Below are 24,321 nucleotides of genomic sequence, written 5' to 3'. Positions count from 1 at the left end.
CGGGAGGCCAGAAATGTTCCAGACAGTCGCCAATTTCGAGCGCATCGGCGAGGAGAACGCCTTCGCGGTTCTCGCGCGCGCCACCGACCTCGCCCGCCAGGGCCGCGACATCATCAATCTCGGCATCGGCCAGCCCGACTTCAAGACGCCGGAACACATCGTCGAGGCGGCGGTGAAGGCGCTGCGTGACGGCGAGCACGGCTATACGCCGGCGACCGGCATCCTGCCGCTGCGCGAGGCCGTCGCCGCCGACGTTCAGAAGCGCACCGGCGCGCCGGTCTCGCCCGACAATGTCGTGGTGGTCCCGGGCGGCAAGGTGACGATGTTCGCGGCGATCCTGATGTTCGGCGAGGCGGGCGCCGACATCCTCTATCCGGATCCCGGCTTCCCGATCTATCGCTCGATGATCGAGTTCACCGGCGCCACCCCGATCCCGGTGCCGATCCGCGAAGAGAACGGCTTCGCCTTCTCGGCCGAGGAGACGCTGGCGCTGATCACGCCGAAGACCCGGCTGATCATCCTGAACTCGCCCGCCAACCCGACCGGCGGCGTCACGCCGAAGTCGGAGATCGACAAGCTGGTCGCCGGCCTCGCCAAGTGGCCCAATGTCGCGATCCTGTCGGACGAGATCTACGGCCAGATGATCTATGACGGGCTGGAGCACACCTCGCTGCTCTCCTATCCCGAGATCCGCGACCGCGTCATCCTGCTCGACGGCTGGTCGAAGACCTATGCCATGACCGGCTGGCGCATGGGCTATTCGGTCTGGCCGACCGCGCTCGTCGACAAGGTGCGCAAGCTCGCGGTCAACTGCTGGTCCTGCGTCAACGCGCCGGCGCAGTTCGCCGGCCTCGCGGCGCTCACGGGCCCGCAGGACGAAGTGCATGCGATGGTCGCCGAGTTCGACCGCCGCCGCGCCGTAGTCGTCGAGGAGATGAACCGGATTTCCGGCGTCACCTGCGCCACGCCGAAGGGCGCCTTCTACGCCTTCCCGAACATCAAGGCGACAGGCTGGAAGGCGAAGCCGCTCGCCTCGGCGCTCTTGGAGCAGACGGGCGTCGCCACCATTGGCGGCCCGGATTTCGGCATCTATGGCGAAGGCTATATCCGCCTTTCCTACGCCAATTCGACCGAGAACATCCGCAAGGCGATCGCCCGCATCGAGGAATTCCTGCAGGCGAACATCAAGGCCGCCTGAGGCGCGAAAACGTCCCGGAACGAAAAGGGCGCAGAGCCGATCGGCTCCGCGCCCCTTTTTTTATCTTGGCCGTGGGCTTCAGATCGCCGCGGCGGCGACGGCCTGCTCGATCGAGGCCTTCAGATTGGCGTCGAGGCCGAGACGGGCGGCGAGCATGTCGAGATAGCCGCGCTCGGCCGGATGGTCGGGATTGATGGCCAGCAGCGACGCCGCATAGAGCTGGATCGCGTGCTCCGGTCCGGTCGCCGAATCCACCACCTTGTTGATGTCGAGCGGGCCGGCCATCTCGCGGTTCAGGAAATCGCGCTCGTCGGCGGTGAGGCCGCCTTCGCTGAGCTTGCCGAGGATCTTCTGCTTCTCGTCGGCGTCGATGGTGCCGTCCGCCTTGGCGGCGGCGATCATCGCCGAGACGATCGAGAGCGCCACGGCGTCGGCGCCGCCCGGCGCATTGGCCGGATGGAAGGCAGAATCGGCCGGCGGCAGCGCTGCCGGGGTGCCGACCGGCGGCGCCGAGGCGGCCGGCGCATCCGGATTGTTGACCTTGTATTGCTGGTAGGCCTTGTAGGCGAGCGTGCCGATGGCGGCGAGGCCGCCCAGGGTCAGCGCGTCTGCCTTGAGCTTCGGGCCCTTGCCGCCGAACAGCACGGCGGCGAGGCCGCCGGCCGCCGCCGTCGAGAGGCCGGGATTCTGCTTGGCGTATTCCGTGACCTTGCCGAACACGTCGCCGAGGCCGCCGCCCGCGCCACCAGTCGAGGCGGCCTGGCCGCTGCCACCGCCGCCCAGGATGCCGCCGAGAAGGTCGCCGAGCCCGCCGGCACCGCCGCCGCCCTGGCCCTGGCCGCCCGCACCGCCGAGCATGCCGCCCAGCAGGTCGCCGAGGCCGCCGGCCGGATCGGACGAGGCCGGCTGGCCGCCGCCGCTGCCGAGCGAGCCGCTCATCCGGCTGAGATCACCGAGACCGCCCTGCCCCTGGCCGCCGCCTGCTCCGGATGCCGCTCCGAGCAGCTGGTCGAGAATGCTCTTGCCGTCGATCATCTCACTTTTCCCTATGATGGAGACCGTGCGAAACGCATTGGGGAAGTAGTGAGCACCGGCTACCGCGACAAGGCAAGATGCCGTCTGGAAGATCGAAATCATTCCGGCGCGACGGCGCAGCCGAAACAGGGCGCGCCAGGCGGCGATGCCGGCGCTCGACCGGGCCGTTCCGTTCGGGATCGACGGGCGCCGGGATCGTTTGCCGGCGAAGACTTCGCCCCGCCGCGAACCGGCGGGGCGATCAGGAAAATCGGCTCAGGCCGCGCGCAGCTCGAAGGCTTCGCGCGCCAGCGTGGTGATCGCCGCCCAGTCGCCGGCCGCGATCGCCGCGGCGGGGGCTACCCACGAACCGCCGACGCACATGACGTTCGGCAGCGACAGGTAGCTCTGCGCGTTCTTCAGGCTGACGCCGCCGGTCGGGCAGAACATCAGGCCCGGTAGCGGCGAAGCGAGCGCCTTCAGATAGGGCGCGCCGCCGGCCTGCTCGGCCGGGAAGAATTTTGCCGCGCCATAGCCCTCTTCGAGCAGGAACATCGCCTCGCCGGCGGTGGCGACGCCCGGCAGCAGCGGCACCGGCGAGCCCGCCGCATGCGCGATCAGCTTCGGGCTGGCCCCGGGGCTGACGAGGAAGCTCGAACCAGCCGCGACGGCCTCGTCGAACTGCTTCGGATTGAGGATGGTGCCGGCGCCGATATTGGCGCCCTCGACCTCGGCCTTGATGGCGCGGATGCAATCGAGCGCCGCCGGCGTGCGCAGCGTCACTTCGAGCGCCGTCAGGCCGCCGGCGACCAGCGCCCGCGCGAGCGGCACGGCCGTCTTGACGTCTTCGATGATCAGCACCGGAACAACCGGCGCGGCTTTCACGATCGGGAGGAGAGCGGAGAGGTTCTGGGTCATGAAATGCCTTTAGCCAATGGGTTCGCGGAGCGGAAGAGCGATCGGAACCTATCCGATCGGACACCGAAGAAAAGGGGGCGGAGGCAATCTAGCGTACCCTGGATCCTCCTTCGAGGCCCGGCCTTGCCGGGCACCTCAGGATGATGATCGAGCGGAACCGCGAGGGCGAGGGTCTTGCTCTCTTCCGCGAACGAGCCGACAAAATTCTTCACGCGCCTGTCGAAACGGCGTCGGCTCGTTCGTCATGCTTCATCGGCGGCGCACGGAAACCGGTCGCGGCCAGAAATCCTTCGGGAGGGGTTCGCAGCATGACCAATTTCAACCGCTGGCTCGTCGTCTTCGCAGGCGCCCTGATGGGCTGCGTCGCCGTCGGCACGATGTTTTCGCTCGCCGTTTTCCTGGAGCCGCTGTCGGTCGACACCGGCTGGTCGCGCGCCGGCATATCGAGCGCGATGACGCTGAATTTCCTGATCATGGGCGTCGCCGGCATCGGCTGGGGCATGCTGAGCGACCGCTTCGGTCCGCGCGCCGTCGTGCTGGCCGGCACGGTGCTGCTCGGCCTGGCGCTGGTGCTGGCGAGCCGGGCGACGTCGCTTCTCGCCTTCCAGCTCACCTTCGGCATTCTCGTCGGCCTCGCCTCCAGCGCCTTCTTCGCGCCGGTGATCGCCGCCGTGACCGGCTGGTTCACCACCCACCGCGGCCTGGCCGTCTCGCTGGTCTCGGCCGGCATGGGCATGGCGCCGATGACCATCTCGCCCTTCGCCCGCTGGCTGATCTCCGCCTATGACTGGCGCTTCGCCATGCTGGTGATCGGCATCGGGGCTTGGGTGATCCTGCTGCCGACGACCCTGCTGATCCGGCGTCCGCCCGCGACCGCGCCGGCCGGCGCCGCTGCCGAAGCCGGCGAGACGGGCGGCATGACCATGCAGGACGCGCTGCGCTCGCCGCAGTTCTGGATCCTGGCGCTGACCTTCTTCGCGTGCTGCGCCGCCCATTCGGGGCCGATCTTCCACATGGTGAGCTATGCGATCGTCTGCGGCATCTCGCCGATGGCGGCGGTCAGCATCTACAGCGTGGAAGGGCTGGCCGGGCTTGGCGGGCGGCTGCTTCTCGGCGTTGCCGCCGACCGGATCGGCGTCAAGCCGGTGCTGGTGGCGGGATTGCTGGCACAGGCCGTCGTCATCGCCGCCTACAGCGTCGTCAGCCAGCTCGAGCAGTTCTACCTGCTGGCGCTCGTCTTCGGCGCCGCCTATGGCGGGGTGATGCCGCTTTATGCCGTGCTGGCGCACGACTATTTCGGCCAGAAGAGCCTCGGCGCCGTGCTGGGTGCCGCCACCATGCTGTCGAGCATCGGCATGGCGCTCGGGCCGTGGATCGGCGGCTGGATCTACGACACCTTCCAGAACTATGCGTGGCTGTTCATCGGCTCGTCGATCGTCGGGCTCGGCGCGGTGGCGATCGCCCTCGCCTTCCCGCCGCTGACACGCCGCCAGGTGCAGACGGCGTAAAAGGGGGGAAGGAAGCCCCTCACCCCAGCCCTCTCCCGCTCGCGGGAGAGGGAGCCCGCCTGCGTCTCTCCCATGCGTGCCGAACTCATGAAGGGCACCGTCCAAAAGGCCCTCTCCCGCGAGCGGGAGAGGGTTGGGTGAGGGTCTTGCCTGCCTTCGCTTTACCGCTCTACGACCGCAGCCGGCCCGGGCCACCTCGCGCCCAGTCGACGCCGGCGATGCGGGGGTCGGCCGCGAAGGCGGCCGGCGGGAATTCCAGCGCCTGGCGCGGAAACTCGCAGAGCGCCTGGGCGCCGCTGGCGCTGAGGCGGATGCGCCAGGTCTGGCGTTCGATCGGCGCCGGACGGGCAAAGGCGCGGCAGAGCAGGATGGCGAGATTGCTGCCGCCGGCCGGATCGCGCACCGAGCGATAGCGGATCACCTCGCCCTCGGCCTGGCGCGCCGCGTCGGCGAAGGCCTGGCAGCCCTGATAGTCGACGCGGTCGGTCCAGATCCCGGCGTCGTCGGCGAGCGGCGGCACGGTCAGGTCCAGCAGGCGCTCCGTCGCCACCTCGGCGGAGAACGCCGTGTATTCGGCCGCGTCCCGCGGCCAGGGCGTATCGGGCGACTCGGCGAAGAACAGCAGCCGGTAGAACGCCATCTCGGCCACGGCCGTCTTCGGATCCTCGGCGGCATAATAGACGCCGAGCGTGCGGCCGGCGCGGCGGAAACGCGAGCCATAGGGATAGATCGCGCCATAGCGGAACGGTGTTGCGAGCAGGAAATCAAGATGGCGGCAATCCGGCGGGATCGCCGGCTTGGCGTCCTCGATCAGCTCTTCCAGCAGCGCCTGCTCGGCCAGCGTATCGGTCAGCTTCAGGGTCGAGACGCGATGCTGCGCCTCGACCAGACGCCAGCACGGCCCGGCGAACGACCGGAACTCAGACGAGAGCGCGACGCGCGTCCAGATAGGCGATGACATCGACCAGCCCGCTCACGGTTTGCAGTTTTTCGACGGGCCGGCCGCCAAGGACCAGATTCGGATTGTCGAGCCAGGCTGTCGCGACCGCGCCGTCACCGCCGACGATTGCATCGAGGGAGCGGAACAGGCGGACGAGGAGCACGGCGAGTTCGAACGGCTTGGTGCCGGGCGCAAGAGCGAAATCGCCGCGCTTCATGCGCGATACCGTCGCCTCGCTGACGCCGAGGATCGCGGCGAGAACGCGCGCGGTCAGGCGTAGCTGGTCGGCGGCGCGGATGGCCGCCTTGGTGAGGACCGGTCCGGCCTCGGGCCGGGCGGCGGGTTGCAGCTTGAGCATCGCCCTCTCCTTTCCATAGAAAAGATATGGCACTTTTCTTTCTAATGAAAGGGGCGATCGTTTAAGGCTCGCGCGAGGCCCTGCGAAAATTGACCCGGCGCATGCCAGCCTCTATCGCATCTTGAAACCCGCAAAGCTGCCGTCCCCGCGATTCCGGAGCGTTTCCTTGTCCCTGACCGAAGAAAGCCGGCTCGCGGCAGTCTCGATCCCTGCCGTGACGCCCTTTCCGAAGGGACCCTTCCGCTTTTTCGCGCTCGACGTCGAGACGGCCAACAATGATCGCGGCAGCATCTGCCAGATCGGCGTCGCCTGTGTACGTCACGATCATTCGATCGAGACCTGGGTGACCTTCATCGACCCGAGAACCGAGGTCTGGCTCTGGAGCGGCTTGCACGGGATCACGGCAGCCAAGGTGCGCGGCGCGCCAACCTTCGTCGAGGTGCTGCCGGTTCTGCAGGCGGCGCTCGACGGCGCGATCATCTACCAGCACTCGCATTTCGACAGCGGCGCCATCGCCGCCGCCTGCTCGAATGCCGGCCGCATGGCGCCGAGCTGGTCCTGGCGCAACAGCGTCCAGGTCGCCCGGATCGCCTGGCCCGAACTGAAGGGCAATGGCGGACACGGGCTCGCCAGCCTCAAGGCGCATCTCGGGCTCTCGTTCGATCACCACGACGCCGGCGAAGACGCGCGCGCGGCGGCGGAAGTGGTGCTGCGCGCCGAGGGCATCACGCCGGTCCATGTGCCCTACCGGACAGCGACGTAGCGGCGGTGGCGGATCGCTGCAATTGACCCGGCGCGACGCAGCCTCTATCGCATGCGGCAACGCACAAACCGCCAGCGGGGACGCCGACTTCCATGATCGTGCTCGAAGCGGTCAGCCATGACTTCGATGGCCGCCCCGTCCTCGACGGGATCGATCTGGCGTTGCCGGAGCGGCGCATCGGCGTCGTCGGCGCCAACGGCTCCGGCAAGAGCACCTTCGCCCGGCTTCTGAACGGCCTCGTCGTGCCGCGCGCCGGCCGCGTGCTGGTCGACGGCGTCGACACCCGGAAGGACGTCAAGGCGATCCGCCGCAAGGTCGGCTTCGTGTTCCAGAACCCCGACCACCAGATCGTCATGCCGATCGTCGCCGAGGACCTCGCCTTCGGCCTCAAGGCGCGGAAGGTTCCGAAGGACGAGATCGACGCCCGCATCGACGCCGCCCTCGCCCGCTACCAGCTCGACCATCTGCGCGAGCGGCCGGTGCATCTGCTTTCCGGCGGCGAGAAGCAGCTGGTGGCGCTGTCGGCCGTGCTGGTCACCGATCCCGAAATCGTCGTCTTCGACGAGCCGACCACCCTGCTCGACCTAAGGAACCGCAACCGGGTCGCCGCCGCCATCGACGCGCTGCCGCATCCGACCCTCGTCGTCAGCCACGACCTCGACCTGATCTCCGGTTTCGAGCGCGTGCTGATGATCGAGGATGGCCGGATCGCCGCCGACGGATTGCCTGGCGAGGTGCTGCCCTTCTATCGCGCGCGGATGCAATGACGATCGGGCTCTATCATCCAGGCACCTCGCCGCTGCACCGCGCCTCCGCCGGCGCCAAGGTCGCGGGACTGCTGGTCGTCTCGCTGGCGCTGTTCGTCGTCCCCTCGATCCCCGTCGCGCTCCTGAGCGTGCCGGTCGCCTTCGCGGTCTATCTCTCGACCGGCGCGCCGTTGCGCCAGCTGATGGCGCAGTTGCGCGGGCCCGCGATCCTGCTCGGCCTCGTCTTCGTCTTCCACCTGGCGTTCGGTACGATCGAGGACGGCGTTCTGGCGGTCGGCCGCTTCGCCACCCTGATCCTGCTTGCCAGCGCCGTGACGCTGACGACGCCGGTGTCGGAAATGGCGGAACTGGTCGAATGGCTCCTCCGGCCGCTAAAGCCGCTCGGCGTCAATCCGGAGAAGGTCGGGCTCGCCATCGCGCTCGCCATCCGCTTCGTGCCGCTGATCTCGGAGGAATTCCGCCATATCCGCGAGGCGCAGGCGGCGCGCGGCCTCGCCGCCAATCCGCTGGCGCTGATCGTGCCGCTCGTCATCCGCACGCTGAAATCCGCCGACGAACTCGCCGACGCCATCGAGGCGCGCGGCTATGAGCGCTGAAGCGTTTTCAAGCGAAGTGGATACCGGTTCGCGTGAAGAAAACGCGAAAAGATAGCAAGCTACTGACATTCAATCGGGATAGGGGACCCATCCGATGAGCAAGGACGTATCGACCCGCGACATCGTCTATATCGCGCTGTTCGCGGCGCTGATGGCCGCGATCAATCTGGTGCCGGCGATCCAGGTCGGCTTCCTGCCGGTGCCGATCACGGCGCAGACGCTGGGCGTCATGCTGGCGGGCAGCCTAATCGGCGCCAAGCGCGGCGGCCTCGCCATCCTGCTCTTCGTGCTGCTGGTCGCGCTCGGCCTGCCGCTGCTCTCCGGCGGCGCCGGCGGCCTGTCGGTGTTCTTCGGCCCGACCGCCGGCTTCATCCTGTCCTGGCCGATCGCCGCCTTCGTCACCGGCTGGCTGACCGAACTGAACTGGCGCCGGATGAATGCGGTCTGGTTCTTCGTCTTCTCGGTGATCGGCGGCGTCGTGGTTGTCTACCTGATCGGCATCCCGTGGCTCGCCATGGTCGCCAAGCTGTCGCTCTGGGACGCGACCAAGGGTTCGATGATCTTCGTGCCGGGCGATCTCATCAAGGCGGCGGTCGCCGCCGTCATCGCCGAGACGGTGCGCCGCTCCTATCCGCTGATGCAGGCGGCGCGCTAACGCGCCGTTACCGGATCGCTAACAGGATCGGCGCTGTTAACCGGCGCCGATCCCCCACGCCTCGGCGATAAGTTCGACCGAGCGCAGCCGCTGCGCATGGTCGTAGACGTCCGAGACGAGGATCAGCTCGTCGGCGCCGGTCTCCTTGACCAGCGCCTCCATGCCGGCACGAACCGTTGCCGGTGAACCGATGATCGAGCGGGCGAGCATCTGCTTCGCCTGCGCCCGCTCCATCGGCCCCCAATAGGTCTCGATGTCGTCGATCGGCGGCTTGGAAAGCCCCCGCGCTCCCTTGAAGATATCCGCGAACGACATCTGCTGCGTCGTCGCGAGCCGCGTCGCCTCGGCATCGGTCTCCGCCGCGATCACATTGACGCCGACCATCGCATAGGGCCGGTCGAGCTGTTCCGACGGCTTGAACCGGCTTCTGTATATCTCCAGCGCCGGCAGCAGCAGGTCCGGTGCGAAATGCGAGGCGAAGGCATAGGGAAGGCCGAGTTCGGCCGCCAGCATCGCGCCGAAATTGCTGGAGCCGAGGATCCAGAGCGGCACCTCGGTGCCCGCCGCCGGCACGGCGACGATGCGCTGATCCGGTCCCGCGGGTGCCAGAAACGCCTGTAATTCCAGGACGTCCTGCGGAAAATTGTCGGCGTTGTTGGGCGAGCGACGCAGGGCCCGCAATGTCAGCTGATCGGTGCCGGGCGCCCGGCCGAGGCCGAGATCGATGCGGCCGGGGAACAGCCGCGCCAGCGTGCCGAACTGCTCGGCGATGATATAGGGCGCATGGTTCGGCAGCATGATGCCGCCGGCCCCGACCCGGATCGTCTTGGTGCCGGCCGCGATATGGGCCAGCACGATCGAGGTCGCCGCGCTGGCGATGCCGTGCATGTTGTGGTGCTCGGCCACCCAGATGCGATTATAGCCCCAGCTTTCGGCATGGGCGGCGAGATCGCGGGCATTGTCGAGCGCCCCCCGCGCATCCGTCTCTTCCGTCACGCGTACGAGTTCGAGAATGGACAAGGGCGTCATGGCAATCCCCAATCAGGCGGCAAGGGCCGGAAAAAACTTCGCCCGGCCGAGGTAGGTCGGCCGGGCGAAAACTTCAATCGCTGTCGCGCCTTAGCGTGCGACGCGGACGCCGATCTCGATCGGCTCGTCGAGCAGGCTCGTCTCCGAGACGAAACCTTCCGGCCGGTCATTGGTCGGACGCAGCGTTTCGGCCAGCGTCTCGGCGCGGATCGTCTCGGCATGATCGACCAGCGCCCCGCCAAGGCCGTTGGCGATCTTGACCTCGATATGGATGCGGTCGGCGATGTTGAAGCCGGCCTCCTTGCGCGCCGTCTGCACCAGGCGGATGAAGTCGCGGGCCACGCCCTCGCGCTCCAGCGCCTCGTCGACATGCGTATCGAGCACGACCACGCCGGCGGCGCCGTCGAAGGCGACCGCGTCGAGGCCTTCATTGGCCTTGAAGCGCAGCTCGTATTCGCCCGGCTCGATCGTCTGGCCGGCCACCGCATAGCGGCCGCCGCCCAGGTCTTCCCACTGGCCGGCCCGCGCCGCGTTGAGCACGTCCTTCAGGTTCTTGCCGAGCCGCTTGCCAATCTTCGGATCGACCGCGAGCACGACCTCGCCGAACGCGGACGGGTCGGCCGCCAGGACCACTTCCTTGACGTTGACCTCGTCGGCGATGACGTCCTTCAAGAGCGCCAGCTTCTCGAAGCCCGGATGGGCGATCGTGAGGCTGCGCAGCGGCAGGCGGGTGCGCAGGTTCTTGACCGTGCGGATCGACAGCGCCGCGGAAGCGACGGTGCGGGCCAGGTCCATGCGCTCGACCAGCGCCTTGTCGTCGACCAGCGCCGAGGCATCCGGCCAGTTCGCCAGATGCACGCTCTCGCCGTCGACCAGCGCGCGATGGATGTGCTCGGTCAGGAACGGCAGGAACGGCGCCAGGGCACGCGTCATCGTGACGAGCACGGTGTAGAGCGTGTCGTAGGCGGCCTGCTTGTCGGCGTCCTTCTCGGCCTTCCAGAAGCGCTCGCGCGAGCGGCGGATGAACCAGTTGTTCAGCGCCTCGATGAAGGGCGGGAACGCGCTGGTCGCGCCGGCGAGATCGAGCCTCTCCATCGCCGCGTCGATGCCGCGGATCAGGTCCGCGGTCTTGGCGAGGATGTAGCGGTCGAGCTCGGCCTCGGCGGTCGTGATCATCCGGCCCTTGATGCCGTCGATATTGGCGTAGAGCGTGAAGAACGAATAGGCGTTCCAGATCGGCAGCATGACCTGGCGCACCGTCTCGGCGATGGCGCGGCCGTCCTTCGGCATGGCGAGATCGCCGCCGGAAAGCAGCGGCGACGACACCAGATACCAGCGCAGCGCATCGGCACCATAAGTGTTGAACACCTCGATCGGGTCCGGATAGTTGCGGAGCCGCTTCGACAGCTTCTGCTTGTTCTCGTCGAGCACGACGCCATGGCACACGACCGAACGGAACGGCGCCTTGTCGAACAGGGCGGTCGCCATCACCATCAGCGTGTAGAACCAGCCGCGCGTCTGCGCGACGTATTCGACGATGAAGTCGCCCGGGAAGTGGCCTTCGAACCAGTCCTTGTTCTCGAACGGGTAGTGCACCTGCGCGAACGGCATCGAGCCGGATTCGAACCAGCAATCCAGCACGTCCTCGACGCGGCGCATCACCGACTTGCCGGTCGGATCGTCCGGGTTCGGGCGGGTCAGCTCGTCGATATAGGGACGGTGCAGGTCGTGCGGGCGCACGCCGAAGTCCCGCTCGATCTCGTCGAGCGAGCCATAGACGTCCATACGCGGATAGTTCGGATCGTCCGACTTCCAGACCGGGATCGGCGAACCCCAGAAGCGGTTGCGGCCGATGTTCCAGTCACGCGCATTTTCCAGCCACTTGCCGAACAGGCCGTCGCGCACGTGACCCGGCACCCATTCGATGCCCTGGTTCAGCTCGACCATGCGATCCTTGAACGCCGTGACCTTCACATACCAGGAGCGCAGCGCCTTGTAGATCAGCGGCTGATCGGTGCGCCAGCAATGCGGATAGTTGTGGTCATAGGTCTCATGCCGCAGGACGACGCCCTGATGCTTGAGGTCGCGGATCACTTCCTTGTTGGCGTCGAACACGTTCATGCCGGCATAGGCGGGAACGAGATCGGTGAAGTTGCCGGCGAAATCGACCGGGTCGACGACCGGGATGCCCTGCTCCTGGCCGACGCGCATGTCGTCCTCGCCGAAAGCGGGCGCGATGTGCACGACGCCGGTGCCGTCGGTCATCTCGATGAAGTCGCCGCCGATCACGCGGAAGGCGCCATTGGCCTTCTCGTTCGCGAAGAAGGGCAGAAGCGGCTGATAGGTGCGGCCGACGAGGTCGCTGCCCTTCAGCTGCCCGACTTCGGCATAGCCCTCGAGCTCCTTGGCATAATTGCCGACGAGGGGCGCGCCGATGACCAGACGCGCACCGTCCTTCTCGAGCACGGCGTAGTCGGCGTCGGGCGCCACGGCGAGCGCCATGTTGGACGGCAGCGTCCAGGGCGTCGTCGTCCAGGCGAGCAGGCGCGTCGGGACGTTGTCGCCCTCGCGCGGGTCGAGCAGGAAGCCGACCGTCAGCGCCGGGTCCTGGCGCATGCGGTAGGAATTGTCGAGGCGGGTCTCGAAGTTCGACAGCGGCGTCTGCGCAGCCCAGCTATAGGGCACGACGCGGTAGCCTTCATAGATCAGGCCCTTGTCGTGCAGCTGCTTGAACGCCCACATGACGCTCTCCATGAAGGAGAGATCCATGGTCTTGTAGTCGTTCTTGAAATCGACCCAGCGCGCCGAACGCGTGACATAGTATTCCCAGTCCGCCGTGAACTGCTGGACGGAGCTGCGGCAATGCTCGTTGAAGCGGGCGACGCCATATTTCAGGATCTCGATGCGGCCGGAGACGCCGAGTTCCTTCTCGGACTGCATCTCGGCCGGCAGGCCATGGCAATCCCAGCCGAAACGTCGATCGACGACCTTGCCGCGCATCGTCTGATAGCGCGGCACGAGGTCCTTCACGAAGCCGGTGACGAGATGACCGTAGTGCGGCAGGCCGTTGGCGAAGGGCGGTCCGTCATAGAAGACGAATTCCGACGCGCCCTGCTCGCGACGCTGCTCGATCGAGCGTTCGAAAATCGTGTTCTCCTTCCACCACGCGCCGATCGCTTCCTCGATCTTGGGGAAGGACGGCGACGGCTCGGCGGCGGGATAGACGGTCTTCGGCTCTGTCATGGCGAATGTCTTTGTTCTGGGCGGAAAACGGTACGGAATTCCGGGACGGAAATCGGCGCCTTCGATAGCGCCTTTGCGGCATCGACGCCACCCCTAGGGGAGAAGCGCTGATATGGGAGGCGAGGCACGACGTTGTAAGGGGGCGGTGTGGGCTGGCGCCTGCGGGACACACAAGCCCCTCACCCCCAACCCTCTCCCGCATGCGGGAAAGGGTCTCTTGGCCTATTCAGGTCTCGACGCGCACCGGACCGGATGCCCCTCTCCCGCAAACGGCAGAGGGGTGGGTCGAGGGTCCTTCGCCCTACCCGACCCTTGGCGAAATCCGGTTGACGTGGCCCATCTTGCGGCCGGGCCGGCTTTCCGCCTTACCGTAGAGATGCAGCCGCGCGCCGGGCTCGGCGGCGAGTGTCGCCCACTCGTCCGCCTCGGCGCCGATCAGGTTGGTCATAACCGCGTTCGAATGGCGCTCGGTCGAGCCGAGCGGCCAGCCGGCAATGGCGCGGATGTGGTTCTCGAACTGCGAGACGATGCAGCCATCCTGTGTCCAATGGCCGGAATTATGCACGCGCGGCGCGATCTCGTTGACGAGCAGCCGCTCGACGCCGGCGTCCTCGACGACGAACATCTCGACGGCCAGCAGGCCGACATAATCGAGCGCGTCCGCCACCCTGGTGGCGATTTCCCGAGCGGCGCCGGCGGTCGTGGCCGAAAGCTGCGCCGGCACCGTGGAGGTCGCGAGGATATGGTTGCGGTGAACGTTCTCGGCGATGTCGTAGACCGCCGTCTCGCCATTGCGGCCGCGCACCACCAGCGCCGAAACCTCACGCGCGAAGGTAACGAAACCTTCGAGCACGGCCGGCTTGCCGGCGATCGCCTCGAAGGCGGCGGCGGGATCGTCGCCCGGACGGATTGCCACCTGCCCCTTGCCGTCATAGCCGAAACGGCGCGTCTTCAGGATCGACGGCCGCCCGAGTTGCCCGAGCGCCGCCTCAAGCCCGGCGAGATCGTCGATCCTGGCAAAGGGCGCGACCGGAATGTCGAGGCTCTGCATCAGCTCCTTCTCGGACAAGCGATCCTGCGAGACGGCGAGCGCGCGCGGCCCCGGCAGCACGTCGACCTGATCGCCGAGGAAGGCGGCTGTGGCGGCCGGCACATTCTCGAACTCATAGGTGACGACATCGACGGAACCGGCGAAGGCGGCAAGCGCCGACTGGTTCTCATAGGCGGCCGTGGTGCGCGCCGCCGCGACGTCGAAGGCCGGGCTCTCGCCGTCGGGGCAGTAGATGTGGCAGCGGAAGCCGAGTTCGGCAGCGGCCGTCGCCAGCATCCGGCCCAGTTGCCCGCCACCGAGAATGCCGATGGTCGAGCCGGGCGGCAGCATCTTGTCAGACGTCATCGGAAGGGCTTTCCGCAACCCGCGCCGCCTGGGCAGCGCGCCAATCATCGAGACGGGCGGCGAGCGGCGCATCGTTGAGCGCCAGGATCGCCGTGGCGAGCAGCGCCGCGTTGATCGCGCCGGCCTTGCCGATCGCCAGCGTGCCGACGGGGATGCCGCCCGGCATCTGCACGATCGAGAGCAGGCTGTCCTGGCCGGAGAGCGCCTTCGATTCGACCGGCACGCCGAGGACCGGCAGCGGCGTCATCGCCGCGCACATGCCGGGAAGATGCGCCGCGCCCCCGGCGCCGGCGATCACGACCTTGTATCCCTTGTCGCGCGCCGACTTCGAGAATTCGACCAGCCGGTCCGGCGTCCGGTGCGCCGAGACGATCCGGTCGTCATGCGCGACACCGAGCGCATCGAGCGTCTCGGCGGCGTGCCGCATCGTCTGCCAATCGGATTGGCTGCCCATGATGATGGCGACTGGCGCCGTCTTGTCTGCCAAGTTCTCGTCTCCGGCTTGCGGGAAGGCGCGGATTATAGAGAGGGACGCCCTCGCCGCAAGGCACCGAAACAGCCTTACCCGTCGTTAACCAGAATTGAACCAAGCGCGGGCAAAATCGCGCCATGGCCCACGCACCCGCCCTCCGACCAAACCCCATCGCCGCCCCCGGAACCGAACCGGCGCCGCTCGCGCGCCGACGCGAGGCCTCTTCGGCCGAGCCGGCCACGGAGTTGCCGGTGGAGCAGCGCTCGCTGGTGATGCGGCTTTCGGAAGAGGTGGCGGCGCTGCGCCGCGCGCTCGACGCCAGCCAGCACCGCATCGCGGCGCTCGAGGTCGAAGCCGCCGAGGAGCCGATTTCGGGCCTCTTCAACCGACGCGCCTTTACGCGCGAGATCGAGCGGGCCATCGCCTTCCAGGCACGCTATCCGATGACCTGCGGCGTCGGCCTGATCGACATCGATGGCATGGACGCCATCCGCGCCGCCCAGGGACAGGCCGGCCTCAACCGCGCCCTGCGCCAGATCGGCGACACGCTGCGCGCCGGCATCCGCTCCTGCGACGTCACGGCGCGGACCGGCAACGAGCAGTTCGCCGTCGTGCTTTGGAATTCGACGCCGGCCGATTGCGGCCACCGCGTGCAGGGACTGCAGCGCGCAATCGCCGCCCTCGAAGAGGGCTTCCCGGCGGGAGCCGGCATCGCCACCCGCTCATCCGTCGTGATGATCGAACCCGGCGCCACGGCCGACCAGGTGATCGCGGCGGCCGATCGGCTGCTGCTCGAGGGCATTGCCTGCGGTCAGGCGATGATATCCGGCAGGAGCTGATCCTCCAGCGCGACGATCCGGTCCTTCAGCGCCAGCTTGCGCTTCTTAAGGCGCTGAATCCGCAACGGATCTGCACGGCCGGTTTCCGACATGACGGAGATCGCAGCGTCGAGATCGCTGTGCTCCTGCCGCAACCGCGCCAGTTCGAACCGAATTTCCCGCTCTTCTTCCTCGGTCATACGCCCCAACCTTACCGAGCTCCGCCCGGCCCATTTTTCGGCGCCGGAACCGAGACGATACATGCTCGGTCGAACGGGCGCGAGTGCATCTATCACGCCTTGCCCCCTTGAAGCGGGCGGCCAAAGGCCACAGATCCAGAGAGTGCCGGCCGTCTGGCGGACCTCCTGCGGGGGCCTCCGGTTTATAAGCCGGTTCACAGCAACCCGCGTCTGTGGCACGATCAGGTGCCGTCATCGATCACGAAGGGAGGCAATATTAATGTCCATCGAATCGCATCTTGCCGAGCTGGAGCGCCGTCACGAGGCCCTCTCCAGGGAAATCGACGAGGCCCTCAGCCATCCGAGCGCCGACACGCTTGAACTGGCGGCCATGAAGAGGCGCAAGCTGCAGCTCAAGGACGAGATCGCCCGACTGAAGGTAAACAAGACCATTCACTGATTGATGACGAAAGGGTCAAGCAAGGCGCCGCGATCGATCGCGGCGCCTTTGCTTTATGCGGATCACTCCGCCGGCACGACGCGGGAAGGCGAAGCGGCCCGCTCGCCGGCATCGAGGATCGGGCGCCCCTTCGGCTGGGTCCGCGTCCAGTCGAGATACCAGGCGAGCCCGAACAGGATGCAGAGCCCGGTGCCGATCAGGACCGTGTCCAGCATGGCGCCGAAGGCGGTGAAGGTCGGATCGTTCGGCAGGCCGAACACGCTTTCGCGGACGATGTGGCCGGCAACGCTCAGGATAGTGCCGACCCAGAAGACCGGCAGTGTGTGGCGGCCAAGGCGGACGATCGCGTTGCTTTCGTCGAGCCAGCCCTGCAGGAAGGCAGGCAGCGGGCTGTAGATCACCACATAAGCGATCGCCAGCACATGCAGCAGGCGGAAAATGCCAACCCAGCTCTTGTTGAAGCCCGATAGCCACACCCATTCGGGCAATGACGGGAAATAGTCCCAGAGATGGGCGAAGACCAGGATGGCGGAAGCAACCAGGTAGAGCACCGCCAGGCCATAAAGCGGCCGCGACACCGGAAGCCGGACGCCCCGGCGCAGCAGGATACCGCCGACGAAGCCGATCACGAACAGGATCTGCCAGGTGAAGGGGTTGAAATACCAGCCGCCCTGGCCGGGAAAGCTCGGCAGGGTGATGCGCCAGGCATTGGCGACCGCCCAAAGCAAGAAGCTCACGACCAGCACCAGAGACAGGCGCACGCGGGCGAGCAGCATGATCACGGGCAGCATCGCCATCATGACCATGTACATCGGCAGGATGTTGAAATTGCCGGTCTGGTAGGTAAGCAGGCCCATGCCCGCCAACGCCTCCACAGGCTGCTCGACGATCCAGTGGCGCTCGTCGGGAAGCATCAGGCCCGGTTCCTGCAGCCAGAGCGCCGCGCCGGCATAAAGCGCGAAGCCGCAGGCGATGGAGGCGAGATGGGCGACATAGAGCGTACCGATGCGCTTGCCGACCCGACCCATCGACTGCCCAGCCTGCCCCGACACGAAGCGCGGATAATAGGCCAGCGCCGCCGAGATGCCGGCGAGCAGCACGAAGATCTCCGCCGCGTCCGACAACCCGAAGTTCCGGTGGGTGAAGTTGGAGTATAGATTGCCCGGGATGTGGTTCACGAAGATAGAAATCAGCGCGAGGCCTCGGAAGAAATCGATCCGATAGTCGCGCGGCATGGACGTGGACAATGCTCGATGCACCCGGGGGCCTCAGTTTACAGGAGCCGATGAGAACCTCGATCGCCTAGCCGGCGAACAAGGCGAGCGTGCGGCGGCAGATGCCGGATTTCAATGCATGAAAAGCGACATGGCTCCGTCAAAGGTCAATTTCAGGCCGATGACGAAGACAAAGAGATAGGAGAGCCCGTAAAAAAGGGTCTGGTCGATGACCCGGACGATCCAGATTCCGAGCACAGTCGTCAGCGCCGCGAGCGGGAACAGCGCCGCCGCCGTGCCTAGATTGGCGGCGTCGAACTGGCCGAGGAAGAAATAGGGCACCAGCTTCACGGCGTTGGTGACGGCGAAGAAGATCACCGAGGTGCCGACGAAGACCTGCTTGTCGAGCCGCAGCGGCAGCGCATACATCTGGAAGGGCGGCGCGCCGGCATGGCTGACGAAGGAAGTGAAGCCGGCGAGCAGGCCCCAGAACGAGCCCTTGGCGCCGTTCGGCTCCGCCGGCTTCGCCCGCAGGCGGTCGCCGAACCAGTAGTTCAGCGCGAAGAGGATGGAGATCAGCCCCACCAGCAGGCGGACGAAATCCTCCTTCACATAGGCGGCGGTGGCCCAGCCGACGGCGATGCCCACGACCGACGCCGGCAACATGACCGCGAGCGTCGGCCGGTCGAAGATCCGACGGTAGAAATAGAGGCTGATCACGTCCATCACGAGCAGGATCGGCAGCATGATGCCGGCCGCCTGCACCGGCGAGATCACCAGCGCCAGCACGGGAACGGCTAGCATGCCCATCGCGCCGCCAAAGCCGCCCTTTGACAGGCCTGCGAGCGCCACGGCGGGAACGGCCGCGGCATAAAATGCGAGTTCGGTGTGCATGCGGGGATCGTTCAAGCGGAGAATGTAGCGGGTTGAATCGATTTACCCCGCTTCGCCGGCAAAATCCACTATATCTGCTGTTTGACCGCCTTTCCGCATCTCAGACTCACATTGCGTCATATGCGCAAGCTTATTATATAAGAGCCATGAATACTCCGCCCTCTGAAAAGCATCTCGGCTTTCTGATCAACGACGTCGCCCGGCTGGTGCGGCGGGCGTTCGATCAACGTGCGCAGAGCTGCAGTCTGACCCGGGCGCAGTGGCAGGTGCTGGCCTATCTCTTCCACAATGAGGGATCGAACCAGGCCACGGTCGCGGAAGCCCTGGACGTCGAGCCGATCACTCTTTCCCGCCACATCGACCGGCTGGAAGCGCTCGGCTATGTCGCCCGCGTGCCTGACCCGGCCGACCGCCGCGCCCGCCGCCTGCATCTGACGGAGAGCGTCCGCCCGCTGCTGGACGAGATGAAGACGATCGGCAACGAGGTGATCGACACCGCGCTCGAGGGCATCACCGCAGAAGAGGCGGAAACGCTGATCTGCCTGTTGAGCCGGATCCGCTGCAACATGGCGGGCCGAGGCGTGGATCAGGCAGGCTCGGACGCTTTAAGCGACGTTGTGGCCAACGACGCGGCGACGAAGGATGCGTCGGCCAAGACGGTCGCCTCCAGGGCCGCGGGCGTCAAGGCTTCGACGGCCAAGGCCGCAACCACCAAGACATCGGCTGCCAAGACATCGACTGCCAAGCCCCCGGCAACGAAAGTCCCCCAGAAGGCTTTGATATGAGCGCCGAGCCAGCCGCGCGCGAGACGGCAGAACCCAGCAAGGATCTCCCCCGCGTTCCGCAATTGACCGTCGTCGAGACGCCGCAGAAGAAGAAGCGCGGCGGCCGTTTCCTGCTGATGCTGGCGCTGCCCGTGGTGCTTGCCGTCGGCGGCGGCTATCTCTGGCTGACGGGCGGGCGCTATGCCTCGACCGACAACGCCTATCTCGAGCAGGACCGCGTGACCATCACGGCCGACCAGTCGGGCCGCATCGTCGAGGTCGCCGTCAACGAGAACGACCATGTGCAGAAGGGCGACCTGCTTTTCCGCATCGATCCCGAGCCGTACAAGCTCGCGCTACGTCAGGCCGAGGCGGCAGTCGCCGTCGCCAAGCTGCAGGTCGAGCAGCTGCGCTCCAACTACCAGCAGGCCCTGGCCGAGCAGCAATCCGCCGAGGACAGCCTCGCCTATCGCCAGAAGACCTTCCAGCGCCAGAAGGACCTGCTGGATCGCGGCGTCACGTCCAATGCGGACTTCGACACCGCCCAGAACAATCTCCGCCTGGCGGAGCAGGTCGTGGCGCAGGCGCGCGAGAAGGTCGCGGGCGCGCTGACGGCGCTCGGCGGCGATCCGAACATCCAGACCGACCAGCACCCGACCGTCCTGCAGGCCAAGGTTGCCGAGGAAACGGCGGCGCTGGCGCTCAAGGAAACCAGCGTGTTCGCGCCCGACGACGGCGTCGTATCGCAGACCGACCGCCTGCGCGTCGGCCAGTACGTCACCAATCCGGCGATGGCCCCGACGGCGCTGCTCAGCCTGGTCGAGACGGCGACCACCTATGTCGCCGCGAATTTCAAGGAAACCGACCTGACCCACATGAAGGTGGGGCAATCGGCGACCGTGACCTTCGACACCTATCCCGACCGCCCGTTCGCCGCGCATGTCGAATCAATCGACGCCGGTACCGGCTCGGCCTTCTCGCTGCTGCCGGCCCAGAATGCCTCGGGCAACTGGGTGAAGGTCGTGCAGCGCGTGCCCGTGCGGCTGCGCCTCGACGGCCCCGTCGATTTCTCGACGCTGCGCACCGGCTTGAGCGCGACGGTCGAGGTCGATACCGGCTACAAGCGGACCCTGCCCGGCTTCGGCCATGCCGTGGCAGCCAATAGCGAAGCGCCTGCGGAAGCCCCCACGACCCACTAAGCCCGCGGGTCCCGGAGAGTCGCCACAATGAACGCGCCCGCCTCGCCGACCGCCGTTCCGCATCGCGGCCTCATCACCGTGTCGATCATGCTTGCGACCATCATGCAGGTGCTCGACACGACGATCGCCAATGTCGCGCTGCCCTCGATGCAGGGCTCGCTCGGTGCCGCCCAGGACACCATTACCTGGGTGCTGACCTCCTACATCGTCGCCGCCGCCATCGCCACGCCGATCACCGGCTGGATCGCCGACCGGATCGGCATCAAGCGGCTGTTCATGACCTGCGTCGCGGGCTTCACGGTCGCGTCCATGCTCTGCGGCCTTTCCGGCAGCCTGACCCAGATGGTCGGCTTCCGCATCCTTCAGGGCCTGTTCGGCGCGGCGCTGGTGCCGCTATCGCAATCCGTGCTGCTCAACATCAACCCGAAGGAAAAGCACGGCCAGGCGATGGCGATGTGGGGCGCCGGCATCATGGTCGGCCCGATCATCGGCCCGACGCTCGGCGGCTGGCTGACCGACGCCTTCAACTGGCGCTGGGTGTTCTTCATCAACCTGCCCGTCGGCATCATCGCCTTTCTCGGCATCGGCGCCTTCATGCCGGAAGGCCCGCTGCGGGAACGCAAGTTCGACTTCTTCGGCTTCGCCTTCCTGAGCCTCGGCATCGGCGCCCTGCAGATGATGCTCGACCGCGGCGAGCAGCTCGACTGGTTCTCCTCGCCGGAGATCCTGATCGAACTGGCGCTGATGGCGATCGGCTTCTGGGTGTTCACCATTCACATGGCGACGGCCAAGAACACCTTCATCGATCCGCATATCTTCAAGGACCGCAATTTCGTCACCGGGCTGATCTTCATCTTCATCATCGGCATCATCCTGCTGGCGACGATGGCGCTGCTGCCGCCGATGCTGCAGAACCTCTACGGCTACCCGGTGGTGACGACCGGCATGATCCTGGCGCCGCGCGGCGTCGGCACGATGATCGCGATGATCGTCGTCGGCCGGCTGATGGGCAAGGTGGACCCGCGCATCCTGATCCTGATCGGCCTCGGCGCAACGACGTGGTCGCTCTACGAGATGACGACCTGGGCGCCGCAGATGAGCGCCACGCCCTTCATGACGACCGGCATCATCCAGGGCTTCGGCCTCGGCTTCGTCTTCGTGCCGCTCTCGACAATCGCCTTCGCGACGCTGCCGCCGCATTGGCGCACCGACGCCGCCAGCCTGTTCAGCCTCGTCCGCAACCTCGGCTCGTCGATCGGCGTGTCGCTGGTGGCGACCCTGCTGTCACAGAACACGCAGATCGGCCACGAAGTCCTCGCCGGCCATGTAACGCCCTTCAATCCGGCCATGCCCGCCGACGCGGCAGCCGGCAATCTCGAGGCGCTGGCGAAGATCAATGGCGTCATCACCCGCGACGCCGCCTTCATCGCCTATATCGACGATTTCAAGCTGATGATGTTCGTGACGCTGGCGACGATCCCGCTGCTCGCCTTCATGCGCTACAAGCCGCAGAAGGGCCCTGCGCAGCACGTCGCGCTCGAATAGACGCGCACCGGCGGCATGGTTCCGCCGGCGCGCGAGAGCCCGTCAGTGCGCCTCGATGAAGCTAAGCGTCGCGCCGACCATCTCGTCCAGCGTCGCCGGCCCGGTGAAGGCGTCGAAGCCATGGTCGGTATCGAGCACCATCAGGCCTTCCTCGCCGCTGTGATAATCGAGGAAGAGCTGGCCGGCGGCGGGCTGCGGCGTCACCACCGTATCCCGCGTCCCGACGATCACCAGCAGCGGCCCGCCATACTGCGCCATCGCCGCGACCGGATCGGTCGCGAACAGCGACTTGAAGAACGACACCTTCAGCGTCGTCTTGGCGCCCCAGGGCAACGTGCCCTCGATCAGCTCGTTCGGATCCTTCGACGCCAGCGCCTTGTTGACGGCCTCCTGGCCGAGCACGACGCCGAAGCTGAAGGCGGGATTGGCGACCGGCGCCCAGAGCGTCGCCGTATCGACCGGCCGGACGGCGGCGAGATGGGACGCAACCAGGCCGCCGAGACTCCAGCCGATGACATGGATCTTGGCCGCGTCGACATTGTCCTGCTTCTTCAGCCAGTCGAAGGCGGCGACCGCATCGGCGATCTGGCTGAAGGTCGTCGTGTCCTCCCACTTGCCCGAGCTGTCGCCCGAGCCGACGAAATCGATGCGCAGGCTGGCAACGCCGCGCTCGGCCAGGAGCCGCGCCGTCCGCGAATAGACCCCCTCCTCCGTCCCGGCAACGGCAAGCTCGTCGCGCTTGCCGGTGAAGCCATGCAGGAGCAGCACGACCGGCGGCTTCTCGACGCCCTTCGGCAGCGCCAGCGTGCCGACGATCGTCTCGTCGCCGCGCGCGATCTTGACGTTGCTCTCGACCACGCCACCGGCCTTCTGGGCCAGCGCCGTCTTCGACGCCTCCCGCATCTTTGCGGTCACGTCGTCGGCCGCGGCCGGCGCAACGATCGCGGCCAGCACAATGGAGGCGAGCAGCCATTTTCTCAGCATCAAATTTCCCCTGGAAGCACGAAGTCTTTGTCGAAGATCTGGGCCGGCGGCAGCGCCGGCCGCAAGAAAAAGGCCGGCACGACGGCCAGCCTCGACACTATTCATGCAATCCGGGCCGGCGGCAACCTTGCCGGCAAAGGTTCTCAGCCGGCGATGATCCAGCCGCCGCCGGCCGCCAGGAGCACCACCAGCCAGGCCGGCAGGCGGGCGACGACAAGCAGGCCGTAGCAGGCGACGGCAAGGGCGAGGTCCCGTGCGCCGTGGATGGCCGTCGTGAAGACCGGATCATAGAGCGCCGCCGCGAGCAGGCCGACGACGGCGGCATTGACGCCGCCGAGCGCTTGCCGGATCGGCGCGACACGGCGCAGCGCGCGCCAGAACGGCAATACGCCGACAACGAGCAGAAAAGCCGGCGCGAACAGCGCTAAAGTCGCCAGGACGCCGCCGAGCCAGGGCGTCGGCAGCGCCGCCGCGACGCCGATATAGGCGGCGAGGCTGAAGAGCGGCCCCGGCATGGCCTGCGCCGCGCCATAGCCGGCGACGAGCGCAGTCTCCGGCACGAAGCCGGCGGCGGCGACGCTCTCCTTGAGAAGCGGCAGCACGACATGACCACCGCCGAAGACGAGCGCGCCGGCGCGGTAGAGCCCTTCCAGGAGATGGAGAACCGGGGCGCCGGTCGCCCCGGCGAGGAGGGGCAGGCCGACGAGGAGCACCGCGAACAGCCCCAGTGCGGCTCCGCCGAGCCAGGCGGGCGGCATCGGTCCCTTTGCCGCCGCGGCGGGAGCGGCAGCGGGAAGGTCGGCCCCGTCGACGCCGCCGACGGCATAGCCCGCCAGTCCGCCGGCGAGCAGGATCGCCACCTGCGCGAGGCTGCCGGGCCAAAGCAATGCGGCGATGAGCGCGGCCAGCGCGATGGTCATGCCAGCCCGGCCCGTCACCAGCGACCGCGCCATGCCGCGCACCGCTTCCGCCACCACGGCGACGGCGACGATGGCGAGGCCGGACAGGATGCCGGCATCGATCGGCCCATGCGCCGCACCGACACCATAGGCGAACAGCCCCATCAGGACGGCGGATGGCAGGGTGAAGCCGAGAAACGCGGCGATGGCGCCACGCAGCCCCGCTAGTTCGAGGCCGATGCCCATCCCGACCTGGCTGGAGGCCGGTCCCGGCAGGAACTGGCAGAGCGCGACCAGATCGGCGAAGGAGGCTTCGTCCAGCCAGCGCAGCCGGCGCACGAAGGCATCGCGGAAATAGCCGATATGCGCGACCGGCCCGCCAAACGAGGTGCAGCCGAGGCGCAGGAAGACCAGGAAGATCCGGACGGCCGAGGGCGAAGAACGCCCCTCCCCGACGGCGCCGGCGGAATAGGTTCGCTCCATCATCGGCGGATGATGCTCCGTCGAC

24 protein-coding genes are annotated in these 24,321 nt (G+C 67.2%); 11 read left to right on the top strand and 13 right to left on the bottom strand.

Features of this window, described 5'->3' with window-relative positions; genetic code table 11:
* Positions 1–13: 13 nt before the first annotated feature.
* Positions 14–1,198 (top strand): pyridoxal phosphate-dependent aminotransferase, encoded by a 1,185-nt coding sequence (locus OSH07_RS23960; RefSeq protein ID WP_266341240.1) that lies wholly within the window; start codon positions 14–16, stop codon positions 1,196–1,198.
* Between the two features lie 78 nt (positions 1,199–1,276).
* Here the strand turns inward: OSH07_RS23960 and OSH07_RS23955 are convergent, their stop codons facing one another.
* Together OSH07_RS23955 and OSH07_RS23950 are read right to left on the bottom strand one after the other, a co-directional pair.
* A complete protein-coding gene (locus OSH07_RS23955; RefSeq protein WP_266341239.1) occupies positions 1,277–2,233 on the bottom strand; it encodes a tellurite resistance TerB family protein in 957 nt (318 codons plus the stop codon).
* A 255-nt stretch (positions 2,234–2,488) separates the two neighbouring features.
* Positions 2,489–3,130: a 2-dehydro-3-deoxy-phosphogluconate aldolase gene (locus OSH07_RS23950; RefSeq protein ID WP_266341238.1), complete on the bottom strand. Its 642-nt coding sequence runs from the start codon at positions 3,128–3,130 to the stop codon at positions 2,489–2,491.
* 308 nt (positions 3,131–3,438) lie between these two features.
* Between OSH07_RS23950 and OSH07_RS23945 the strand changes: the two genes are divergently transcribed.
* Positions 3,439–4,638 (top strand): MFS transporter, encoded by a 1,200-nt coding sequence (locus OSH07_RS23945; RefSeq protein WP_266341237.1) that lies wholly within the window; start codon positions 3,439–3,441, stop codon positions 4,636–4,638.
* A gap of 169 nt (positions 4,639–4,807) precedes the next feature.
* On the opposite strand, the gene OSH07_RS23940 is transcribed toward OSH07_RS23945, so the two are convergent.
* Together OSH07_RS23940 and OSH07_RS23935 are read right to left on the bottom strand one after the other, a co-directional pair.
* Complete coding sequence (locus OSH07_RS23940) at positions 4,808–5,599, bottom strand: RES family NAD+ phosphorylase (RefSeq protein ID WP_266341236.1); 792 nt, start codon at positions 5,597–5,599, stop codon at positions 4,808–4,810.
* The gene (locus tag OSH07_RS23935; protein WP_266341235.1) at positions 5,559–5,936 is read right to left on the bottom strand and encodes an antitoxin Xre/MbcA/ParS toxin-binding domain-containing protein; all 378 of its coding nucleotides are present in this window, start codon (positions 5,934–5,936) and stop codon (positions 5,559–5,561) included. The genes OSH07_RS23940 and OSH07_RS23935 overlap by 41 nt, the downstream gene beginning before the upstream one ends.
* Positions 5,937–6,102: 166 nt before the next feature.
* Here OSH07_RS23935 and OSH07_RS23930 point away from each other — a divergent pair, with 166 nt between their 5' ends.
* From OSH07_RS23930 to OSH07_RS23915, 4 genes are all read left to right on the top strand, one after another.
* Positions 6,103–6,699 carry an exonuclease domain-containing protein gene (locus tag OSH07_RS23930; RefSeq protein ID WP_266341234.1) on the top strand — a complete coding sequence of 199 codons (597 nt, stop codon included), beginning with the start codon at positions 6,103–6,105 and terminating at the stop codon, positions 6,697–6,699.
* 92 nt (positions 6,700–6,791) lie between these two features.
* The gene (locus tag OSH07_RS23925) at positions 6,792–7,466 is read left to right on the top strand and encodes an energy-coupling factor ABC transporter ATP-binding protein (protein WP_266341233.1); all 675 of its coding nucleotides are present in this window, start codon (positions 6,792–6,794) and stop codon (positions 7,464–7,466) included.
* Complete coding sequence (locus tag OSH07_RS23920) at positions 7,463–8,062, top strand: energy-coupling factor transporter transmembrane component T family protein (protein WP_266341232.1); 600 nt, start codon at positions 7,463–7,465, stop codon at positions 8,060–8,062. The genes OSH07_RS23925 and OSH07_RS23920 overlap by 4 nt, the downstream gene beginning before the upstream one ends.
* Positions 8,063–8,156: 94 nt before the next feature.
* The gene (locus OSH07_RS23915; RefSeq protein ID WP_266341231.1) at positions 8,157–8,717 is read left to right on the top strand and encodes a biotin transporter BioY; all 561 of its coding nucleotides are present in this window, start codon (positions 8,157–8,159) and stop codon (positions 8,715–8,717) included.
* 36 nt (positions 8,718–8,753) lie between these two features.
* On the opposite strand, the gene OSH07_RS23910 is transcribed toward OSH07_RS23915, so the two are convergent.
* From OSH07_RS23910 to purE, 4 genes are all read right to left on the bottom strand, one after another.
* Positions 8,754–9,746, bottom strand: a complete 993-nt coding sequence (locus OSH07_RS23910; RefSeq protein WP_266341230.1) for an LLM class flavin-dependent oxidoreductase — start codon at positions 9,744–9,746, stop codon at positions 8,754–8,756.
* A 90-nt stretch (positions 9,747–9,836) separates the two neighbouring features.
* Complete coding sequence (gene ileS, locus OSH07_RS23905) at positions 9,837–12,989, bottom strand: isoleucine--tRNA ligase (protein ID WP_266341229.1); 3,153 nt, start codon at positions 12,987–12,989, stop codon at positions 9,837–9,839.
* A 301-nt stretch (positions 12,990–13,290) separates the two neighbouring features.
* Positions 13,291–14,385 (bottom strand): 5-(carboxyamino)imidazole ribonucleotide synthase, encoded by a 1,095-nt coding sequence (locus OSH07_RS23900; protein WP_266341228.1) that lies wholly within the window; start codon positions 14,383–14,385, stop codon positions 13,291–13,293.
* Complete coding sequence (gene purE / locus OSH07_RS23895; protein WP_266341267.1) at positions 14,375–14,839, bottom strand: 5-(carboxyamino)imidazole ribonucleotide mutase; 465 nt, start codon at positions 14,837–14,839, stop codon at positions 14,375–14,377. Before purE ends, OSH07_RS23900 begins: the two co-directional genes overlap by 11 nt.
* 269 nt (positions 14,840–15,108) lie before the next feature.
* Between purE and OSH07_RS23890 the strand changes: the two genes are divergently transcribed.
* Positions 15,109–15,696 carry a GGDEF domain-containing protein gene (locus OSH07_RS23890; RefSeq protein WP_266341227.1) on the top strand — a complete coding sequence of 196 codons (588 nt, stop codon included), beginning with the start codon at positions 15,109–15,111 and terminating at the stop codon, positions 15,694–15,696.
* Here OSH07_RS23890 and OSH07_RS23885 read toward each other — a convergent pair.
* Positions 15,669–15,875: a YdcH family protein gene (locus tag OSH07_RS23885; protein WP_266341226.1), complete on the bottom strand. Its 207-nt coding sequence runs from the start codon at positions 15,873–15,875 to the stop codon at positions 15,669–15,671. The genes OSH07_RS23890 and OSH07_RS23885 overlap by 28 nt on opposite strands.
* A gap of 259 nt (positions 15,876–16,134) precedes the next feature.
* On the opposite strand from OSH07_RS23885, the gene OSH07_RS23880 reads away from it, so the two are divergent.
* On the top strand, positions 16,135–16,314 hold the full coding sequence (locus OSH07_RS23880) for a YdcH family protein (RefSeq protein WP_266341225.1): 180 nt from the start codon (positions 16,135–16,137) through the stop codon (positions 16,312–16,314).
* A 62-nt stretch (positions 16,315–16,376) separates the two neighbouring features.
* On the opposite strand, the gene OSH07_RS23875 is transcribed toward OSH07_RS23880, so the two are convergent.
* Together OSH07_RS23875 and OSH07_RS23870 are read right to left on the bottom strand one after the other, a co-directional pair.
* The gene (locus OSH07_RS23875; protein WP_266341224.1) at positions 16,377–17,561 is read right to left on the bottom strand and encodes an OpgC family protein; all 1,185 of its coding nucleotides are present in this window, start codon (positions 17,559–17,561) and stop codon (positions 16,377–16,379) included.
* 99 nt (positions 17,562–17,660) lie between these two features.
* On the bottom strand, positions 17,661–18,422 hold the full coding sequence (locus OSH07_RS23870; RefSeq protein ID WP_266341223.1) for a sulfite exporter TauE/SafE family protein: 762 nt from the start codon (positions 18,420–18,422) through the stop codon (positions 17,661–17,663).
* Positions 18,423–18,568: 146 nt separating this feature from the next.
* Between OSH07_RS23870 and OSH07_RS23865 the strand changes: the two genes are divergently transcribed.
* Genes OSH07_RS23865 through OSH07_RS23855 form a run of 3 tightly spaced genes read left to right on the top strand, consistent with a single transcriptional unit; the run spans position 18,569 to position 21,930 of the window.
* Positions 18,569–19,207: a MarR family winged helix-turn-helix transcriptional regulator gene (locus OSH07_RS23865; protein WP_266341222.1), complete on the top strand. Its 639-nt coding sequence runs from the start codon at positions 18,569–18,571 to the stop codon at positions 19,205–19,207.
* Positions 19,204–20,385, top strand: coding sequence for an HlyD family secretion protein (locus tag OSH07_RS23860; protein ID WP_266341221.1), 1,182 nt, complete (start codon positions 19,204–19,206; stop codon positions 20,383–20,385). The genes OSH07_RS23865 and OSH07_RS23860 overlap by 4 nt, the downstream gene beginning before the upstream one ends.
* A gap of 27 nt (positions 20,386–20,412) precedes the next feature.
* On the top strand, positions 20,413–21,930 hold the full coding sequence (locus OSH07_RS23855) for a DHA2 family efflux MFS transporter permease subunit (protein WP_266341220.1): 1,518 nt from the start codon (positions 20,413–20,415) through the stop codon (positions 21,928–21,930).
* 42 nt (positions 21,931–21,972) lie between these two features.
* Here OSH07_RS23855 and OSH07_RS23850 read toward each other — a convergent pair whose 3' ends face one another.
* Both OSH07_RS23850 and chrA read right to left on the bottom strand, forming a co-directional pair.
* Positions 21,973–22,914 carry an alpha/beta hydrolase family protein gene (locus OSH07_RS23850; RefSeq protein ID WP_266341219.1) on the bottom strand — a complete coding sequence of 314 codons (942 nt, stop codon included), beginning with the start codon at positions 22,912–22,914 and terminating at the stop codon, positions 21,973–21,975.
* A gap of 143 nt (positions 22,915–23,057) precedes the next feature.
* Positions 23,058–24,296, bottom strand: a complete 1,239-nt coding sequence (gene chrA, locus OSH07_RS23845; RefSeq protein ID WP_266341266.1) for a chromate efflux transporter — start codon at positions 24,294–24,296, stop codon at positions 23,058–23,060.
* Positions 24,297–24,321 lie beyond the last annotated feature (25 nt).

Source organism: Kaistia nematophila (assembly GCF_026343855.1).
In the GTDB taxonomy this organism is placed as follows: domain Bacteria; phylum Pseudomonadota; class Alphaproteobacteria; order Rhizobiales; family Kaistiaceae; genus Kaistia; species Kaistia nematophila.
The sequence above is the reverse complement of the archived record's forward strand: the minus strand, read 5'-3'. Positions and strand labels throughout refer to the sequence as shown.

Excerpts from the sequence above, each read along its gene's own strand:
- OSH07_RS23960 (WP_266341240.1), top strand. The coding sequence starts at position 14 with ATGTTCCAGACAGTCGCCAATTTCGAGCGCATCGGCGAGGAGAACGCC.
- OSH07_RS23955 (WP_266341239.1), bottom strand. The coding sequence starts at position 2,233 with ATGATCGACGGCAAGAGCATTCTCGACCAGCTGCTCGGAGCGGCATCC.
- OSH07_RS23950 (WP_266341238.1), bottom strand. The coding sequence starts at position 3,130 with ATGACCCAGAACCTCTCCGCTCTCCTCCCGATCGTGAAAGCCGCGCCG.
- OSH07_RS23945 (WP_266341237.1), top strand. The coding sequence starts at position 3,439 with ATGACCAATTTCAACCGCTGGCTCGTCGTCTTCGCAGGCGCCCTGATG.
- OSH07_RS23940 (WP_266341236.1), bottom strand. The coding sequence starts at position 5,599 with ATGTCATCGCCTATCTGGACGCGCGTCGCGCTCTCGTCTGAGTTCCGG.
- OSH07_RS23935 (WP_266341235.1), bottom strand. The coding sequence starts at position 5,936 with ATGCTCAAGCTGCAACCCGCCGCCCGGCCCGAGGCCGGACCGGTCCTC.
- OSH07_RS23925 (WP_266341233.1), top strand. The coding sequence starts at position 6,792 with ATGATCGTGCTCGAAGCGGTCAGCCATGACTTCGATGGCCGCCCCGTC.
- OSH07_RS23920 (WP_266341232.1), top strand. The coding sequence starts at position 7,463 with ATGACGATCGGGCTCTATCATCCAGGCACCTCGCCGCTGCACCGCGCC.
- OSH07_RS23915 (WP_266341231.1), top strand. The coding sequence starts at position 8,157 with ATGAGCAAGGACGTATCGACCCGCGACATCGTCTATATCGCGCTGTTC.
- OSH07_RS23910 (WP_266341230.1), bottom strand. The coding sequence starts at position 9,746 with ATGACGCCCTTGTCCATTCTCGAACTCGTACGCGTGACGGAAGAGACG.
- ileS (WP_266341229.1), bottom strand. The coding sequence starts at position 12,989 with ATGACAGAGCCGAAGACCGTCTATCCCGCCGCCGAGCCGTCGCCGTCC.
- OSH07_RS23900 (WP_266341228.1), bottom strand. The coding sequence starts at position 14,385 with ATGACGTCTGACAAGATGCTGCCGCCCGGCTCGACCATCGGCATTCTC.
- purE (WP_266341267.1), bottom strand. The coding sequence starts at position 14,839 with ATGGGCAGCCAATCCGATTGGCAGACGATGCGGCACGCCGCCGAGACG.
- OSH07_RS23885 (WP_266341226.1), bottom strand. The coding sequence starts at position 15,875 with ATGACCGAGGAAGAAGAGCGGGAAATTCGGTTCGAACTGGCGCGGTTG.
- OSH07_RS23880 (WP_266341225.1), top strand. The coding sequence starts at position 16,135 with ATGTCCATCGAATCGCATCTTGCCGAGCTGGAGCGCCGTCACGAGGCC.
- OSH07_RS23870 (WP_266341223.1), bottom strand. The coding sequence starts at position 18,422 with ATGCACACCGAACTCGCATTTTATGCCGCGGCCGTTCCCGCCGTGGCG.
- OSH07_RS23865 (WP_266341222.1), top strand. The coding sequence starts at position 18,569 with ATGAATACTCCGCCCTCTGAAAAGCATCTCGGCTTTCTGATCAACGAC.
- OSH07_RS23860 (WP_266341221.1), top strand. The coding sequence starts at position 19,204 with ATGAGCGCCGAGCCAGCCGCGCGCGAGACGGCAGAACCCAGCAAGGAT.
- OSH07_RS23855 (WP_266341220.1), top strand. The coding sequence starts at position 20,413 with ATGAACGCGCCCGCCTCGCCGACCGCCGTTCCGCATCGCGGCCTCATC.
- OSH07_RS23850 (WP_266341219.1), bottom strand. The coding sequence starts at position 22,914 with ATGCTGAGAAAATGGCTGCTCGCCTCCATTGTGCTGGCCGCGATCGTT.
- chrA (WP_266341266.1), bottom strand. The coding sequence starts at position 24,296 with ATGGAGCGAACCTATTCCGCCGGCGCCGTCGGGGAGGGGCGTTCTTCG.